We start from the raw sequence: 17,943 nt of genomic DNA on the forward strand, positions 1-17,943 counted from the left end.
GGGTTATGTCGCAATATGCTGCCTTGAGGGCAAATGTCGGATTATTGGGTACCCAGCTGGGTGACACCATACGCAATCAATTAGGTGATGCGGTTTTAGAACGTATTGAACAAATTCGCGCTTTAGCCAAAGAAGCCAGGCAGGGTACAGAGCTGCAGGATCAACAACTGAAGCAAGTGCTGGCCAGTTTAACGGATCAGGAAATTCTGCCGGTAGCCCGCGCTTTTGCACAGTTTTTAAATTTGGCGAACTTAGCTGAGCAACACCATACCATCAGTAAAGCGGGTCGCGCTTCTATTGAAAAACCAGAACCTGTCGCCGAGCTACTGCAACTGCTGCAGGATAAAAACATCAGCAAAAGCCGGATTGAACAGGCTGTTGCTGATTTATCCATAGAGTTGGTGCTGACTGCGCACCCGACTGAAGTCACCCGTCGTACTCTTATTCATAAGCTGACCGAAATAGCAGCCTGCTTAGCAGAACTGGAGCAGGATTTAGCGCCTGTACAGCAGAAAAAAGTGGAAAACCGTTTATATCAGCTGATCACTCAGGCCTGGCATACCAACGAAATCCGCGAACAACGCCCGACACCGGTGGATGAAGCCAAGTCTGGTTTTGCTGTGATTGAAACCTCGCTGTGGGACGCTATCCCAGAGTTTATCCGCGAATTAGATACTGCCTTGTTGCCTGTGTTGGGTCATGGTCTTGCTTTAGAAGCCGCTCCTATCCGTTTTTCGTCCTGGATGGGTGGTGACAGGGACGGTAACCCTTTTGTTACTGCCAAAGTCACCCGTCAGGTGCTGCTGCTAAGTCGCTGGAAAGCCGCTGATTTATTCAGCCGTGACCTGGATGTGCTGGCCAACGAACTATCGATGAATCAGGTTAATGATGCGGTACGAGCTGTAGTGGGGGACGTATCAGAACCTTACCGTAAGCTGCTGAATGATTTTCGCCATAAGTTGCTGCACACCAGAGACTGGCTGACCGAAGCCTTAAAACATGACAGATTACAACGACCAGACGATTTGATTTGGCATAACCAGCAACTGCTGGAACCTTTGCTGCTGTGTTATCAATCTCTGCTCGACTGCAAAATGCAGGTAGTCGCTGAAGGTTTACTAAAAGACACCATTCGCCGCGCTTATGCCTTTGGTTTAACCTTACTGAAGCTGGATGTTCGGCAGGAATCCGGCCGCCATACCGCCGTATTCAGTGAATTTACCCGTTATCTGGGGATAGGTGATTACGCTGAGTGGGATGAATCAACCCGTCAGGCCTTCTTATTAAACGAACTGAGCAGCAAAAGACCTTTATTCCCCCGTAACTGGTCGCCAAGCCCTGACGTAAAAGAAGTGCTGGATACCTGTGACATAGTGGCTCGCCACGGCGCAGAAGCTTTATCTACTTATGTTATTTCTATGGCCGGTAAACCCTCAGACGTGCTGGCTGTGCAATTACTGCTGAAAGATGCTGGTATTACTTTCCCTATGCGGGTAGCGCCTTTGTTTGAAACCCTGGCGGATTTAACCAATGCGCCGGAGTGTATCAGCAAGTTGCTGGCCATCGACTGGTACAGAGGTTATATCAACGGTCGTCAGGAAGTGATGATTGGTTACTCAGACTCAGCCAAAGATGCTGGTGCTTTTGCCGCGGCCTGGGCTCAGTACAGTGCGCAGGAAGCTTTGGTCGCTATTTGTCAGCAGGCTAAAGTGCAACTGACCTTATTCCACGGCCGTGGCGGTACTATAGGTCGTGGCGGCGGCCCGGCTCACGCCGCTATTTTATCCCAGCCACCTGGATCGCTGGCCGGTGGTTTACGGGTGACTGAACAAGGCGAGATGATCCGCTTTAAGTTTGGTTTAAATGGCTTAGCGCAGCGCAGTTTGGCCTTGTATGCCAGTGCTGTACTGGAAGGGGTGTTGTTACCGCCGCCAGTGCCAGAGCAAAGCTGGCGCGAGCTGATGCAGCAACTGGCAACAGTCTCCTGTGAAGCTTACCGTGCCGTGGTGCGGCATCACCCTGATTTTGTGTCTTATTTCCGCGCTGCCACGCCAGAGCTGGAGTTGGGCCAGTTACCGCTGGGCAGTCGTCCGCCAAAACGTAATCCAAATGGCGGTGTTGAAAGTTTACGTGCCATTCCATGGATTTTTGCCTGGTCACAAAACCGCCTGATGTTACCGGCCTGGTTAGGCGCAGGTAGTGCGTTGGCCGTTGTCGTCGAGCAAGGTAAAACAGATTTGTTGGCGCAAATGCGTGCTAAATGGCCATTTTTCGCCACCCGTTTGTCGATGCTGGAAATGGTGTACTTAAAAGCGGATGCAGAAATTGCCGCCTATTACGATGAAAAACTGGTGCCGGAGCATTTGTTGCCTTTAGGTTCACAATTGCGTCAGCAGCTAGCCGCAGATACGGCTTTGCTATTAAAGCTGATCCAAAGCGATACTTTAATGGCGAATGAGGCCTGGATCCGCGAGTCCATTATGCTGCGAAATACCTATGTCGACCCGCTGCATATTTTGCAGGTGGAATTGTTAAACCGGGTAAGGCATGCGCCTGAAACCGTGAATGACAGCATTAAACGTGCTTTGATGGTGACTATTGCCGGTATTGCAGCAGGTATGCGCAACTCGGGTTAAGTTGGAAAAAAAGAGGGCACACGTTGTGCGCCCTCTTTATAACTTCTAGATGATTTCCGCTTTTAAAACTTAGAAAAAGTTCTTTTTAAACTCAACACCAATAATACGAGGTTCGTTAACAAAACCTGTCAGGTTGTTGAAGTCGATAGCACCTTTTAAGTTTTCTTCGTCGGTGATATTACGGCCAAATAAAGCCACTTCGTAGTCGTTATCAAAGTTCAGATAACCAATACGTAAGCCTGCTTCGAAGTTGCCGTTAGTGCGGTATTCCATAGATTCATATAGGAACAGGTTCGTTTCACCCTGACGGGCTACGTCACCATAAATATAAATCTCACCTGTGCTGACCGGAATATCGTAACGGGCATTCACCGTTAAAATAGTTTCAGGAGCTTGAGGGAATGGATTGCCGTCAATAAAGACTAAGCCGTTGCCGCCAGACTGATCTGTTGGAGTACAGGCACCTGAGCCGCAAGGAGCAACCAGTAAGTTCTGATCCTTCAGTTCAGTGTTGTTGTAGCTGAAGCCACCACCTACTACCAGGCTCTTGGTTGCACGCCATTCTGCGTCCACTTCGAAACCATAACCCACACCTTTGTCAGCGTTGATTAACTGGTTGCCCTGAGTTTCACCACCAATAGCGGATAACTGAATATCGTCAATGGTGTAATAAAACAGAGCACCGTTCAGACGCAGTGAATCGTCCAGTAAATCTGACTTAGCACCTACTTCAAATGAAGTAATAGTTTCTGAGTCTGCTACTGAAGGCGCTTTTTCGAAAGCAACGTCACGGCCCTGAATAGACTGAGCGCGGAAACCGCTGGCAACACGACCAAAAACGCTGGTGGAGTCTGTCAGGCGATAGTTACTGCTTAATTCCCAGCTGACCTGGCCGTCATCTACTTTGATTGGGTCGTAAACCTGGATGCTGGCTGATGGATTGCCATTAGCATCAGGCACAACTAAAGCAACGCCGTCTACGTTTTGCTGGCCTACCCAGAAGGTCTTTTCGTCGTAGGTGTAACGAATACCACCAGTAATATCCCAGCGATCCGTCAGGTTGTAGGTGGATTGACCAAAGACAGCCCAGCTTTCGTTACCGTGGTAAACCGTAGTAGCACCAAAGAAACCGTCGATACTGGTCACACCAAAAGAAGAGTCAAAGTAGAAAGCTCCGACCTGCCAATCTAAAGCTTCAGTGGTGTCACTGGCTAAACGAAATTCCTGAGTAAACTGTTCCAAATCATCCAACTGATCTTCAGTCACAGCATCAAAAGGAATAAAACCAGGGCCCATTTGTTCAGGTATGTTGTCAAAGTTAGAGTCGATGCGGTGACCACCGTCTATATCACCTTTACCTTTACCGTCGGCATTTTCCTGCGCTGTGATAGAAGTGAAGGTCATACCGTCAATATCAAATTCCAGCGTTAATGAAGCACCGAAATTGTCGTATTTCTGGAAGTTACCATCGCCTTTGTCGTAATAGACAGTGTCGCGATCATAATTTTCGTTCAGCTCATTGCTACCGGGAGTCAGGATATTGGCTCTGAATAAAGTGGATGTGCCATCCAGCTTACGACCATGCACATTCAGCAACGCAGAAAAGGCATCTGTGTCATATAAAAACTGTAAACGGCCTGCTTTTTCGTCATGACCACCAGTGAAATCTTTTTCACCGGTAAAACCGTTGTTGACATAGTCATCACGGTTTTGATTCATCAGAGAAATACGGGCAGACAATTCGTCAGTTAAACCACCACCTGCAGCACCTTCTACGTTAATAGTGCCGTAGCTGCCTACTGTTGCTTTGGTGTAAGCTTCGAAGTCCTGGGTAGGTTTCACTGAATTGAATTTCACAATACCAGCTGTGGTATTACGACCAAACAAGGTGCCTTGTGGGCCACGGATCACTTCAGCTTGCTCGATATCAAATAACGGGAAGCTTTTGAGGATCACGTTTTCCATCACCACGTCATCCATAATCACAGAAACTGGCTGAGAAGCGGCCAGGTCAAAATCTGTGTTTCCCAAACCACGAATATAAAAACGTGGTGCAGCACGGCCGTTTGATGATTCAGCGTATAAACCTGGGATCTTGCCAGATAAAGCCTGGATATCCTCGCCACCTGCAAACAAAGCGTCAAACTTTTCGCCGCTTAAAGTTGCAATAGAGATAGGAACTTCCTGGGTGCTTTGCACACGTTTCTGTGCGGTCACCATAATGCGTTCCAATTTTGTCTCTTCAACAGCCTGATCTTTGTCACTTTCCTGCGCTAATAAAGCAGGAGAAAGACCCATGGCTGCAGCGAGCAGACTGGCCTGAATACTCAATGCCAGAACAGACTTTTTGCATGTTTTCATCAATGTTTTACCTTAGTTTTAGGCTGTTATGTATTTTCTGGTGCGTCCTGCAGATTGGTTATCAAAGCGAACCCTACAAACTCTGGAGTGACCACAGTGTTTGCCCTGATAACTTGTCTGCTACTATAGCATTTTACTGCTACTTTTGCCGATCTTGTCGATAAAACGGCTAATAATCATCAGCTTGTTGAAGTTAATTTGCAGATTATCTACTTAAGTAAAGTCTGGTTTACCTGGTGCTAACTTGTTGCAGCCTGAACTTCGACTGATAAAAGCGCTGTATAAATTGAGCAACGCCCTTGATGAGAGGAGTAGTAGCTGACTACTAATTTGTTCTGATGCAGCACCATACCTGCATAACTGCAGTCACCGCCAGATGGCAGTGCCAGTAACTCTGTCAGTTTCCCCGTACTTTGGTCCAGAGTCACCAGACTGGTTCTGACGGTTTCGTCGTAAAGACGGACTACCGCCAGCATTTGCCCTGAAGCAGTAAAAATGGCCTGAGGGCCGCCAATACGACAACCTATATCCAGCCACTGCCAGTGCGTATAAGGAGGGAGCGAATAACCAAGTTGGCCATGATCAGGATCTTTGCGTAATAAACACCAAGCTTTGTCGTTACTATCAAACAACAATGCGGCCTCATTGGCATAACCCTCATCATAGATACGAGGGGCCAGGACATCAAACTGGCCTTTAGCGTTTTGTTGGTATAAGCGAATATGTCGGTCGGCACCACATTTATAGGCGACAGCATAGGCCTGATCACGCAACCAGCTTAAACGCCATAACCAATAATCCGCTTCACCAGCAGCTTGTGGTTCTGACCAGTTTTTGCCATCCGGCGAGTGCCATAAGTAAGATTGATAAGCCTGCTTTGCCTTATCATGAAAAGCCGCTGCGGCCAGTAACTGCAGTTTGCCATCCGGAGTGACGTTGAGTTTACCGTCCCGTAAATCTGCCGCTGGGTTTCGCAGTACAGCCACAGTGCGCCACTTTTTGCCTTGTACTGAACTCATAATTCGCAGCATGCCATCTTTAGAGTGGTGAGTGGACGCCTCGCGAAATACCAGATAATAACGCTGTCGGAAGTAACATAAGTCTGTAAAGGCATTATGTTTTCCGGCTTTCCATGCCCGCTGCACCCAAAGCAATTCAGCGATGGTTTTAGCGGCCGGCCCGGTATTTTTTTTCGCATTCAGCCACACCATTTTGTGTTTTTATTGTTAATTATTTGTTTGTTTTTGTGGTTCAGCTACACTTGGTTGCATTACCAGAGATAGTTTTCTCAACAGTGTCGGGTCTATGCCTGTCGGCACAAAGTGGAAAATCTTTTTGCAGTGTACAAAACTGCACGGAGTTTCACTATGGCGACAGATCAGGGTCTATTTCGAGCCAAAGCTTTGCAAGCACAACAGCAGCGTCTTGAAGGTCAGGTCAGTATTGTTCAGCCTGTCAGCAGCTCTATATTGTGCTTCTGTTTAGTCTTGATTGTTTTCAGTTTACTACTGCTTTTACATCAGGCGAATTTTTCCCGTAAAGAGACGGTGCAAGGTTATCTGAAGCCTTCCGCTGGTGTTGTTCGTATCCAAAGTCAACGTTCAGCTGTGCTTAAACAGCTTTATGTTGAGGATGGTGCTACCGTTCAGGCAGGTCAGAAACTGGCCTTATTAAGTAGTGATGAATATCTGGCTGCTGGGCATAGTTTGTCCGCTCATTTGCAAAGCAGTGTGGGCCTTCAGCTGGTATTGAATAAGCAAAAGCAGCATGAGCTTATCCAGAGTTTTGAGCAGCAAGGCCAGCAACTCAGGGCTCAAATTAATAACGTTAAACAGCAGCTTTCAGACAATCAACGTCAGCAACAATTACTTTCCGAGCGCATAGAGTTGCAGGCTGAACGTTTGCTTTCCCAGCAGGAACTTGCGCTCAAAGGCCATTTACCCAGACAGCAACTGGAACAACAACAAGACCAGCATCTGATGCTGCAGCAACAGCTGGCTGAGGTGCAAACTCTGGCTCAATCCATTCTTCAGCAACAAATTCAGTGGGAAAATCAGCTTCAGGCTTTGCCTCTTGATCAGCAGCGCCAGCTCCAACAATTGCAGGCTGAACGGTTGCAGTTTGAGCAGCAGAAAACCGAGTTGCTTGCTCGTGGTGAAGTACTGTTGACAGCTCCTGTTGCGGGCAGAGTGACTAATTTAGTGGTGAGCCAAGGCCAGCAGCTGCAAGGTACTCAGGTATTGATGCAGTTATTGCCTGAATCTGGTTTTTTGTATGCTCAATTATTAGTACCAACAAGAGCTTTTGGCTTTATTCAACCGGGCCAAACCACCTGGCTTCGATTTGATGCCTTCCCCTATCAGCGTTTTGGCTTGTATCAGGGAGAAGTCAGTCAGCTTTCAAAAGCAGTATTGATGGCACAAGACCCTGATAGTCCGGTGCAAATCCGGGAGCCGGTTTATCAGGTGCAGGTGCGGCTGGATCAGCAGTTTATTGAAGCTTATGGTGAACAGATGCCATTGCAGGCTGGCATGTTATTAAGCGCCGATATAGTGCTGGAACAACGTTCTGTTTTGAGTTGGGTACTGGAGCCATTGGTCAGTTTAAAAGGACGTTTTCAGATTTAAATCAGAGGCGGTATGGAGGAGAAGATGACTAATAGGCGCAGGAAAAATGAGTTTCTGCTGATGAGTCTGGCCTTAAATTGCGGTGCGCTTTTTTTATTTTTCTCAGCGCTAAAAGCTATGGAACAGGGGCATATCTGGGACTTTCTGCTGTGTAGTGGAAGTGGCTTAACCTTTCTGCTGGCTCCAAAAGATCATGAGTTTTTTAAAACGAAAATATCTGGCCTTAGTGACCTGACTAAACTCGGCTTTTATACAGACCCTTTATCTGCAGCTTTTTTGACTATGGCAGAGTGCATGATAGTCGCAGGTATGTTGGGTTTGTTGTTTGGGCTATAGGACATTCAGATGCAAATTATCTATCAATCTGAAGCGGCTGAATGTGGGCTGGCTTGTCTTGCTATGGTGGCCGGTGCTTACGGTTATAAAACCGATATGGCCAGTTTGCGCCAGCGTTATCCACTATCACTTAAAGGTGCAACTTTGCAGCATCTGATGCAGTTGGCCGATCAGCTGGGTTTGGCTGGCCGGGCTTTACGGCTGGAACCTGATGAACTGTCCCAACTTAAGCTTCCTTGTATTTTGCATTGGCAGATGAGCCACTTTGTGGTCTTGGTGAAAGTCAAAGGCCAAAAAGTTCAAATACTGGATCCTGCTTTTGGCAGGCGGGATTTAAGTTCTGCAGATATCGATCAGTGTTTCACAGGTATTGCGCTTGAATTGAATCCAACCTCTGAGTTTAGAAAAGAAGATCAACGCCAAAAGTTAAGTTTGTGGCAGTTTTGGTCCAGTGCTTCAGGTTTATGGCCTGCGTTGCTGCGGATCTTATTGATGTCGCTGGTGCTGCAATTTTTTCTGTTGGTTGCACCTTATTACATGCAGCTTGTTGTAGATGAAGTGCTGGTAAGCAGAGATCTGGATTTATTGCATGTTCTGGCAATGGGTTTTGGATTATTACTGCTGTTGCAAATACTGACCAATGTGCTGCGCAGCTGGCTGGTGTTGCATTTAGGGTCGGTTCTGAACCTGCAATTGGCGACGAATCTGTTCCGGCATTTGTTACATTTGCCGCTGAGTTTTTTTGAAAAGCGTCATATGGGCGATATTGTGTCGCGTTTTAGCTCCTTACAACAGCTACGTGAATTACTGACCAATAGTTTGATAGAAGCTCTTATTGATGGGCTTATGGCTTGCACAGTGCTGGTGCTGCTTTTTATCTACCACCCTGTGCTAGCCTGCGTCGTACTGATTGCTGTGTTGCTTTATGCACTGGTGAGGTTTGTGTTTTACGCACAGCTAAAACAATGCACTGAACAAAGCATAGTGGCTCAGGCTAAAGAACAATCTGGTTTTATGGAGAGTGTCCGAGCCATTCAATGTTTGCAGTTGTTTTCAAAACAAAGCCAAAGGCTAAGTCTGTGGCAAAATCAATACTCAACCGCTGTAGACCAGCATTTCAGGTTAGGACGCTGGCAGTTATCGTTGCAGGCTGTGCATCAATTGCTGTTTGGTATCGAACATATAGTGGTGATTTATCTGGCCGCCTTGGCTGTGATCGACAATGCTTTTAGTGTGGGAATGTTATTTGCCTTTGCCAGTTATAAAGCTCAGTTCACGCAAAGAGCCGCGGCTTTTATTGACCACTGGGTTGAATTCCGGATGCTTGAATTGCACTTGCAACGTCTGGCAGACATAGCGCTCACGGAGACTGAAAAATCGGGGGAGAGTCAGCCCTATATGCAATTGCAGGGGCATATTGAATTACGCGATCTGAACTTTCGTCAGGCCGAACAGGATCCATGGTTGTTCCATCAGCTGAATTTTCAACTGTCACCTGGCGAAAGTGTCGCTATCGTAGGGCCGTCTGGCATAGGTAAAACCAGTTTATTAAAAATCATTCTGGGATTGGCCCATGCACAGCAAGGTAAAGTATTGGTGGATGGTATGGAGCTAACCAGTTTTGGCTTGCAACATTACCGTAGTCAGGTCGCCGCAGTGATGCAGAATGATCAATTGTTGTCAGGTTCAGTACTGGACAACATCAGCTTCTTCAGCCCTAAACCTGACTTACAACATCTGATGCATTGTGCCGAACTGGCCGCTATACATCAGGATATAGTGGCTATGCCTATGGGCTACAATACGTTGATTGGCGATATGGGGTCTGCTTTGTCTGGCGGGCAAAAACAACGTCTATTGATAGCCAGGGCCCTGTACCACAAACCCAGAGTATTACTGCTGGATGAAGCCACCAGTCATCTGGATCTGGTGCTGGAAGCCAGAGTCAATCAGGCAATCCGGCAATTGCAGGTGGCGCGTATTATTGTCGCACACAGGCCTGATACTATTTTAAGTGCTGACCGGATTTTATTATTGCAGCAAGGTCAACTGACTGATATCACAGGCGAGTTTCATCAATTGCATAGATCGTCCACATCACTACATCATGTCCAGACACCTTAAGCTTTGGGTTGCCAGAGCTCAAATCTGTTACCTTCAGGGTCCTTGGCCCAGCCAAATTTACCGTAGTCGCCATCTTCAACCTGATCATCGACCCAGACATTGGCTGCTTTCAGTTGCTTTAACATGGCATCTAAGTCTGTCACTCTGTAATTCACCATGTTTTGTTGGCTCTGAGTACCAAAATAAGTTGTGTCGGCGGCAAAAGTGGACCAGACAGTTTCATCCCCGGTTTTGGCTATAAAGCTGCCATAAGGCGCATCAGGCTCAAGTGGAATACCTAAATGCTGCTGATACCACAATGCCAGAGCTTGAGGGTCTTTAGCACGAATAAAGACACCACCTATACCTGTTACTTTTTCCATAAAACGCTCCTGTTATTGTGCAAGTTTCGCCAATAAGTGTGCAGGTGTTATCTGTTGACGTTGCATAATTAAATCTTGCCCCAACGTCAGTAAGTGGCTCTGGGCCTGAAGCTTAAAGCCTGCATCAGTCAGTTTTTGTAGCTCCTCTGCTGGTGCCCAACCAACAGTACGACGGATCAGCTCACAGCCGGCATAACCTAAAGTGTCCTGCCATAACTGTTGTAAAAACCTCTGCTGATAAAGCGAATTCTGAAAACTCTGATCTCTGGTTTCCTTTTGCATCAGGGTACTGAACAGAGTAGAAAACTCGCGCCAGAATAAGTCGATTTGGTTGGATAAATATGGGCGCACAGATGCATTTTTGGCCGGGTTCTGAGTCGTTAAGTTTAGAATAAGGCTGGCGATAAAAGTACCGGCATCAAAAGCTATAGGGCCATAACAGCCAAATTCAGCACCTATCACTTTATATTCTTCATGGCTTACTAAGATATTACCGCAGTGCAGATCACCATGCAGCAAAGCCTGAGGTTTCGCCAAAAAGTCCGCTTTCAGTTGAGCCACTTCAGCCTGAAGTTCTTCATTGAACCACAAATCCCGGACCTGTGGCTGCTGTGCAAAACTCAGGCTATTACGTTCATGATTGCAGTAGGGGTCGGTAAAAACCAAATCCTCAGTCACAAGGCAAAGTTCAGGGTTGTTAAATTGCAGCTGCCTGGCTTTTTTAACCGGGCCAGTTAAGACAAAATCGCTACTGTAAAAGCTGGTTTTCGCCAGATAGCGGCCCAGATGAATGCCGATATTCTGTGGTTGTTGTCCAGCAGAAAATGCGTTTCTCAGCACAGAGCAATCAGATAAATCTTCGAGTAACAAAGCAGCGATTTCCTGGTCATAGAACAACACTTCCACCAGATACTCAGGGCAGATTTTTGCCTGATGTTTTAATACATCAGCTTCAATTTGTGCTCTGTGTAGACTAACAGGCCAGTACTGGGTCAAGCCAGAATGCTCAGGCAAAGCTTGTTTGACGATAAGGCTGGTGCCTCTGTTATTTTTTACTCTGAACACCTGATTCAGGCCATTGGTATCCAGTTGTTCGGCGCTTAACTGGCTATGGTCACCAAACAAATCGCTGTGCTTGTCGGCAAATAATGCGGCGTCTTTTGGGCTTAAGCGTTGGTAAGGCATCAGGTAGCAGGTCCATAAAAAGAAAAGGCCATCATCGCAAACCGTTTTGGTCTGCACAATGGCCTTTTAACGCTGAGCAGTCAGTCTGCTCGTGCCGACATTAAGGTTGTACTGCAGTAAAACGTAGCAAAGCGGCAGTACGGGCTTTATAAAAAGCCAAACCTGACTCATTCAGGCTGTAGTTGTCTATTCCCTGAATAGTAGCGATAAACTGATCTTCCACTGAACCATTCAAACAGGCTTTTTGTGTGGTGGCCATAGGTTTAAAGCTTAAGCGTAAACCTTCAGCCTCGTAAGCACCGGTAAACTGGTTACAGCCTGCAAAACCGCTGACTCTGCCGTCCTCGCCAAACTGAAGATAAGGTGTCATATCAGGCTCTGTGGCCGGAACAGCTTGCCCCATTAATTCAGTAAGCTTCCAGCGCACCCCCGTTAGTTTATGCTCTGCGACAGAGTCTTGTTTCTTCAGCTTGTAGTTTTCTGCCAGATCCCCGGTGATTAGCTGGCCTTCCATATCCAGTTGAATCAACTGATTCTCGACGACTTTGTACAATACTGGCCCGTCTTGCTGATCCAGTAAGCGAATCACTGAACCCTTTGCATCCCACTCGAAGCGACCTTGTTGCTTAAAAGGGGAGGCGTCTTTGCCCAGATAAGTGGTACTTAACTGATAGCTATTGTCCATATTCAGAGTTAACGAGGTTTCAATACCTTCGCAGTCGGCGCAAGGCACTACTCCTTTATACTCACCAGCCCAATCCAGAGAATTGGCGCTATTGTGACTGTTGGCAATAGCTTTCATTTCCGTTTCAGTTGGTGCAGCCGTCTTTATCGAAGCAGAAGGCTCTGTTGGCGCAGGTCCGCAGGCGGCTAATACCAGCCATGCTGTCAGGCTCAGGATCAGTGGTTTAGACATAAATAATCTCCATCTTTCGGTCATTCAGGGCATTTTTACTTCGTTGCAGTGTAAAGACTGCGGGCTTTACCAAAACTGAATTGACAGGAAAAAACACCACACCAACCTGTATTCACAACCGCTGGTCACAGTGAACTGGAGCCTATGACAGGTACATTTACACTGCCATCTATCGGCTATCTTGTCCCAGAATAGAGTAGAACAGAGTGATGAACTTAACCCGAAGCAGTATAAAAAATCCGGCCGCTGTGGTGGTGGTCAGCCTGATTATGGTGTTATTTGGTCTGCTTGCTGTGGCTAAGTTGCCTGTTCAGCTTTTGCCTTCGATCGAACAACCCCAAATTTTTATTCAGAATGGCTGGCGGGCCGCTGCGCCTGAAGAAATGGAATCAACCATTATTGAACCACAGGAAGCTGCGCTTCGCACTGTACCTGGCGTGACAGAAAGCAGCAGCTTTATTGGCGCTGGTTTTGGTTTTATTACTCTGACTTTTGATGTGGGTCAGGATATGCAGCAAGCCATGCTGAACGTGATCAATGCGTTAAATCAGGCACCCCCTCGCCCTCGTGAAGCGGCTGAACCAGTGGTTTCACTGAACAGTGGGGGCGGTGCTGTCGCGAGTTTGTTAATCCGTAAGCTGGACGAGAATGCTGACGCTGACTTTACCGCCCTGCAGCCTGTGATTGATGATGTGGTGTACCCCAGATTAAAAGCCATAGCAGGCGTGTCCCAGGTTGATTTAGCCAGCCGTCGTGCTAAAGAGCTGCATATAGTTTTTGACCCCTATCGTCTGGCCGCTCTGGGTTTGTCTGTTGATCAATTAAGCTCACGTATTGGCAGGGCCAGCAATGTGTCTGGTGGCTTTGCCGAAGTTGGACGGCGGGAATACACAGTGCGTTTTGTTGGGCAGTACGACCCTGCACAATACGAGCAAATGGTAGTGGCTTATCAAAACGACAGGCCTGTGTATTTGCATGAAGTGGCAGAAGTAAAAATTGATTATGCTGAACAGGCCGGTTTTACCAAACGTAATGGCTATCCGGCGTTTTACATCTCATTGCAGCGTGCCGCTGGTTCGAACACTGTTGAAATTCTTGATGCTCTGAACAAAGAAATCGCCGATTTAAATCAAAACGAACTGCAAAATAAAGGCATTGAAATAGTGCTGAGTTTTGATGCTTCTGTGCATATTAAAAGAGCCATAGAGCTGGTGAATGGCAATCTGGTTTTGGGCATAGCTCTGGCGCTTGGCATTTTGTATCTGTTTTTACGCGGTTGGCAGGCCACTCTACTGATTGGTTTAACCATTCCGGTTTCGTTAATGATGTCCATTATGGTACTGGACTTATTTGGCCGTTCACTGAATGTAGTGTCTTTGGCTGGCCTGGCTTTTGCGGTAGGTATGGTGTTGGACGCAGCCATTATAGTGCAGGAAAACATAGTGCGCTTATTGCAGCAGGGTTTAGCGCTGGAACAGGCCGTGAAAAAAGGCACTGCTCAGGTCAGCAGCGCGCTCTGGGCTTCTACAGCTACTACTGTGGCCATCTTTGTGCCAGTGTTATTTATGCAAGGGGTTGAAGGCCAGCTGTTTTATGATTTGGCGCTGACTTTAGCTGTGGCTGTGACCGCTTCTTTACTGGTGGCTTTAACTGTCTTACCCGTTGCTTCTTTGTATTGGTTAAAACCTCAAACCGGGAAAGAGTCAGTGTTGTTGTTCTGGCAAAAGCTGGCCAGTAACCTGAGCCGTTTCACCAGAAACCGCAAGCTGGCATGGGCATGGGTAGCTTTGTTTGTGCCTGGCTCTGCTTTCTTGATCGCTTTGTTATTACCCAAAGCTGATTTTTTGCCTCAGGCTTCTATTGATACGGTTTTTTCCGGTTTCTCTCTGCCGCCTGGATCCAATATGCAGGTGCTGGAGCAAGAGATAGGCGATCTGCTGGTGGCCCGGTTACGGCCTTATTATCAGGAGAAAAAATATCCTGCTATTAAGGGTTATAACCTGTCGGTTAACAGGGGCTTTAACGTGCTTTTTGTCTACGCCGAAGACCCGGACAGTATAGAGGATATGATTAAGTTACTGCGGGAAGAAATTCTGGTGGGATTGCCGGATACCAATGCCTTTAGCGTACAAGGCTCATTATTTAACTTTGGCTTTGGCAGTGGCCGCGAATTAAATTTAGATTTCCAGGGGCCTGACGTACCGCAGCTTATGCAGCAGGCGGCAGCTGCTATGCCAAAAATCGAAAAATTATTACCCGGCGCTACAGTGCGGCCCGTGCCTGATCTGGCATTGGCTCAGCCTGAGCTGCGTTTAACGCCGGATGAAAACCGTATTGCACAAAGTGGAGTAGACCGTTTTACTGTCGCGAATATGGTGCGCGCTGTAACAGACGGTATTTATATTGGTGAATACTTTGATGGTAACGAGCGGATGGACATTATTCTCAAAGGCCAAGGCTGGCAAACTCCGGAGCAATTAACGGCCACCCCTTTGTATACACCAGGTTCTGGTGGTCAAACCCTGGGTCAATTGAGTGAACTGAATTACACCACAGGCCCTACCTCCTTACAAAGGGTCAATGGTCTGCGAACCATTAGCCTGCAAGTCACACCTCCCGCCACCATGGCGCTGGATGAAGCCATGCAAATTTTGCAACGTGAGCTGATGACCCCTTTACGTGATGAAATGCCGGAGCAAATTTCAGTGCAGTTTCGTGGTAATGCGGACCGTTTGTCTCATGCCATGACAGAAATGGGGAAAAACTTTGCTGTAGCTGTGTTTATTCTGTTTCTGCTGATGGCCGCTTTATTTCGTTCCGCCAAAGATAGTTTGCTGGTCGTTCTGACCATGCCTATGGCCATTTTGGGTGGTGTGGTGGCACTGCGATTACTCAATCTGGTGACCTTTCAGTCACTGGATTTACTGACCATGATAGGTTTTGTCATTTTGCTTGGGCTGGTGGTTAACAACGCCATTTTATTAGTGGATCAGTGTCGGCAAAGCCAACTTGAGGGCGAAACTCTGGATCAAGCTTTGTACCAGGCCATTCTGACTCGCTCCAGACCGATTTTTATGAGTACTTTAACCAGCATTTTTGGCATGTTGCCACTGGTGCTGATGCCTGGTGTCGGTTCCGAAATATACCGGGGTTTAGCTGCTGTGATTGTCGGCGGTATGACCTTTAGCATGCTGTTTAGTCTGGTGCTAATGCCAGCTTTATTGCGTTTGACTTCTACAGCCCGCGAAAACGAACGGGCTACTCTTCCTTTGGAGATCTCTGATGCAACTTCATAAATGGGTTCTGACTACGGCTTTATTTTGTTCCCCTTACCTGGTCGCGCAGACCCCTCCAGAAAAAGTGGTCAGTGTGGCACAGGTGCAACAGCAGGTGATGTTGCCTCATACCATGGTGACAGCTCAGGTACAAAGCCGGTATCAGGCTGATGTGACCGCTGGTGTAGAGGGGCGTTTATTGTGGCTGGCTGAACCCGGCACTCAAATTAAACAGGATGAAGTGATAGCGCGTTTGGACACCACACCTTTGCAGCTGCGCGTCGATGAAATGCATGCCCGTATCAGTAAAGCTGATATTCAGTGGCGACGTTTGCAAAAGGACACGGAGCGTTTGCTTGAATTGAGTAAAAATAACAGCGTTGCCTTAACTCAACTGGATCAAATCAGTGCTGATCGCGACGGAGCTGAAGCTGAACTTAAATTATTGCGCGCCCAGCTGGCGCAGTTGCAGGATCAAATTGATCGCAGCTCAGTCAAAGCCCCTTTTGCCGGCGTTGTGGCGCAGCGTTTCCATCAATATGGTGAAGACATCAGCAGAACGGACGCTTTAGTGCGGCTGGTGAATTTAAGTGATTTGGAAGTAGTGGTGTTTGCGCCGCTGAAATACGCCGCCTTTTTACAGCAAAACCAATTGTTGCAGGTGTTTCATAGTGGCGGCGAAAGTCAGTTGCCTGTACGCAATCTGATCCCAGTCTCTGATATGCGTTCACAAACCTTTGAAGCCCGCATCAAAGTACCGGAGCAGTTACTGGCTAACTTCCAGGTCGGTCAGTTAGTCTCTGTCGCTGTGCCTACTGCGATAGCCCGTCAACAGCTGTTAGTGCCACGGGATGCAGTCGTAGTCAAAAGTGAAGGCCAGTTTGTGTTTGTGGTTGATAGCGAACAAAAAGCTCAGCAAAAGGCCGTGGTCTTAGGTCAGGGCATGGGGAAGTTGATCGCTGTGGATGCGGAGTTGTCAGCGGGTGAACAAATCGTGATCCGTGGCGGCGACACCTTAACTCAAGGCGATAAAGTGAAGGTGCTGACCGACAAAGAGTTCCCTGTAAAAACTTAAGGCGTTTTGGCTGGCGCTTTATCTTGCCATGCCGCAGTGCCCCAGAGTGGCACGCTGGTCAGCGAATGTTTGTAGCTGCCGGTGCTTTCTTTGGTGGAGTAAGACAAATACAACAAGGTCTGGCTACTGTTGTCCAGAATGCGGCGAATTTTTAAGTGCTTAAATAAAATGCTTTTTGAGGTGCTGAAAATCACTTCGCCGTTTTTGGATTTATCAATGTCCTGCAGCATGCTTTGGGTGATTTCACCGGTCTGGCGGCAAGCGATCGACATATCCGATGGATCAGCAAAATCCAGATTGGCTTCAACATGGCTGATATGACAAGTCACACCTGGAATTTTGGGGTCGTTAAAGGTCTGAATTTTAATGTCTTTGGTGGTGAATAAACCTAAGCTGACATCCGCTACTTCTTTTTCAGAACAAGCCGCAAGGCCAAGAGCGGTCAAAACCAAAAGCCATTTTTTCATTGTTCATCATCCTTTTAATTTATGAATACCCAAAGCTCACATAGATCCACAAGAAAAAACGGAGTCTTGCGACTCCGTTTTTTTGTTTAGTGTCCGGCGTGGCCGTCTAAACCATGCACATGGCCATGGGCCAATTCTTCATCTGTTGCATCGCGGACTAAAATCACTTCCACATTAAAGGTCAGGTCAATGCCTGACAGTGGGTGATTACCGTCTACGACCACTTCGTCTTCTGTCACGTCTAACACAATTACAGATTGCTCACGGCCGTCCGGGCCTGCAGCGCGGAAACGCATGCCAACCTGTACATCCATGCCTTCGAATAAATTACGTGGTACCGCCTGAGTTAATTCATCATGACGATCACCATAGGCTTCTGCCGCTGGTACTTCTGCTGTGAACTTGTCGCCCACAGTTTTACCTAATAAAGCCTGCTCTAAACCGTGAATCAAGGCGCCTGTACCAAAAATAAACACCAGCGGTTCTCCGCCAGCTGAACTATCTAATTCGTTGCCTGCTTTATCTGCCACAGTGTAATGAATGGCGACTACTTTTTCTGCTTGTATGCTCATGCAAACC

At 47.3% G+C, this 17,943-nt stretch carries 12 protein-coding genes; 5 read left to right on the forward strand and 7 right to left on the reverse strand.

What is annotated here, in order from left to right:
* Positions 1-5: 5 nt before the first annotated feature.
* Positions 6-2,636, forward strand: a complete 2,631-nt coding sequence (gene ppc / locus OM978_RS00280) for a phosphoenolpyruvate carboxylase (RefSeq protein WP_264344517.1) — start codon at positions 6-8, stop codon at positions 2,634-2,636.
* Between the two features lie 69 nt (positions 2,637-2,705).
* On the opposite strand, the gene OM978_RS00285 is transcribed toward ppc, so the two are convergent.
* Positions 2,706-4,997, reverse strand: a complete 2,292-nt coding sequence (locus tag OM978_RS00285) for a TonB-dependent receptor (RefSeq protein ID WP_264344519.1) — start codon at positions 4,995-4,997, stop codon at positions 2,706-2,708.
* 239 nt (positions 4,998-5,236) lie between these two features.
* Entirely contained in the window at positions 5,237-6,208 is a 972-nt protein-coding gene (locus OM978_RS00290; protein ID WP_264344521.1) for an exo-alpha-sialidase, read from the reverse strand.
* A gap of 156 nt (positions 6,209-6,364) precedes the next feature.
* Between OM978_RS00290 and OM978_RS00295 the strand changes: the two genes are divergently transcribed.
* Both OM978_RS00295 and OM978_RS00300 read left to right on the forward strand, forming a co-directional pair.
* On the forward strand, positions 6,365-7,624 hold the full coding sequence (locus OM978_RS00295; RefSeq protein ID WP_264344523.1) for an HlyD family secretion protein: 1,260 nt from the start codon (positions 6,365-6,367) through the stop codon (positions 7,622-7,624).
* 345 nt (positions 7,625-7,969) lie between these two features.
* Positions 7,970-10,084, forward strand: coding sequence for a peptidase domain-containing ABC transporter (locus tag OM978_RS00300; protein WP_264344525.1), 2,115 nt, complete (start codon positions 7,970-7,972; stop codon positions 10,082-10,084).
* On the opposite strand, the gene OM978_RS00305 is transcribed toward OM978_RS00300, so the two are convergent.
* The 3 genes from OM978_RS00305 to OM978_RS00315 all read right to left on the reverse strand — a co-directional run bounded on the left by OM978_RS00305 (position 10,081) and on the right by OM978_RS00315 (position 12,547).
* On the reverse strand, positions 10,081-10,446 hold the full coding sequence (locus OM978_RS00305) for a VOC family protein (protein WP_264344527.1): 366 nt from the start codon (positions 10,444-10,446) through the stop codon (positions 10,081-10,083). The two genes, OM978_RS00300 and OM978_RS00305, sit on opposite strands and share 4 nt — an antisense overlap.
* A gap of 12 nt (positions 10,447-10,458) precedes the next feature.
* Positions 10,459-11,631 (reverse strand): S-methyl-5-thioribose kinase, encoded by a 1,173-nt coding sequence (gene mtnK, locus OM978_RS00310; protein WP_264344528.1) that lies wholly within the window; start codon positions 11,629-11,631, stop codon positions 10,459-10,461.
* Between the two features lie 100 nt (positions 11,632-11,731).
* On the reverse strand, positions 11,732-12,547 hold the full coding sequence (locus OM978_RS00315) for a copper resistance protein NlpE N-terminal domain-containing protein (RefSeq protein ID WP_264344529.1): 816 nt from the start codon (positions 12,545-12,547) through the stop codon (positions 11,732-11,734).
* Between the two features lie 209 nt (positions 12,548-12,756).
* Here OM978_RS00315 and OM978_RS00320 point away from each other — a divergent pair, with 209 nt between their 5' ends.
* A complete protein-coding gene (locus OM978_RS00320; RefSeq protein ID WP_264344530.1) occupies positions 12,757-15,843 on the forward strand; it encodes an efflux RND transporter permease subunit in 3,087 nt (1,028 codons plus the stop codon).
* A complete protein-coding gene (locus tag OM978_RS00325) occupies positions 15,830-16,897 on the forward strand; it encodes an efflux RND transporter periplasmic adaptor subunit (RefSeq protein WP_264344531.1) in 1,068 nt (355 codons plus the stop codon). Before OM978_RS00320 ends, OM978_RS00325 begins: the two co-directional genes overlap by 14 nt.
* Here the strand turns inward: OM978_RS00325 and OM978_RS00330 are convergent.
* On the reverse strand, positions 16,894-17,364 hold the full coding sequence (locus OM978_RS00330; protein WP_264344532.1) for a CreA family protein: 471 nt from the start codon (positions 17,362-17,364) through the stop codon (positions 16,894-16,896). The genes OM978_RS00325 and OM978_RS00330 overlap by 4 nt on opposite strands.
* A gap of 86 nt (positions 17,365-17,450) precedes the next feature.
* Positions 17,451-17,936, reverse strand: coding sequence for an FKBP-type peptidyl-prolyl cis-trans isomerase (locus tag OM978_RS00335; protein WP_264344533.1), 486 nt, complete (start codon positions 17,934-17,936; stop codon positions 17,451-17,453).
* Between the last annotated feature and the right edge of the window lie 7 nt (positions 17,937-17,943).

It is taken from the genome of Rheinheimera sp. MM224 (assembly GCF_947090785.1).
In the GTDB taxonomy this organism is placed as follows: Bacteria; Pseudomonadota; Gammaproteobacteria; order Enterobacterales; family Alteromonadaceae; genus Pararheinheimera.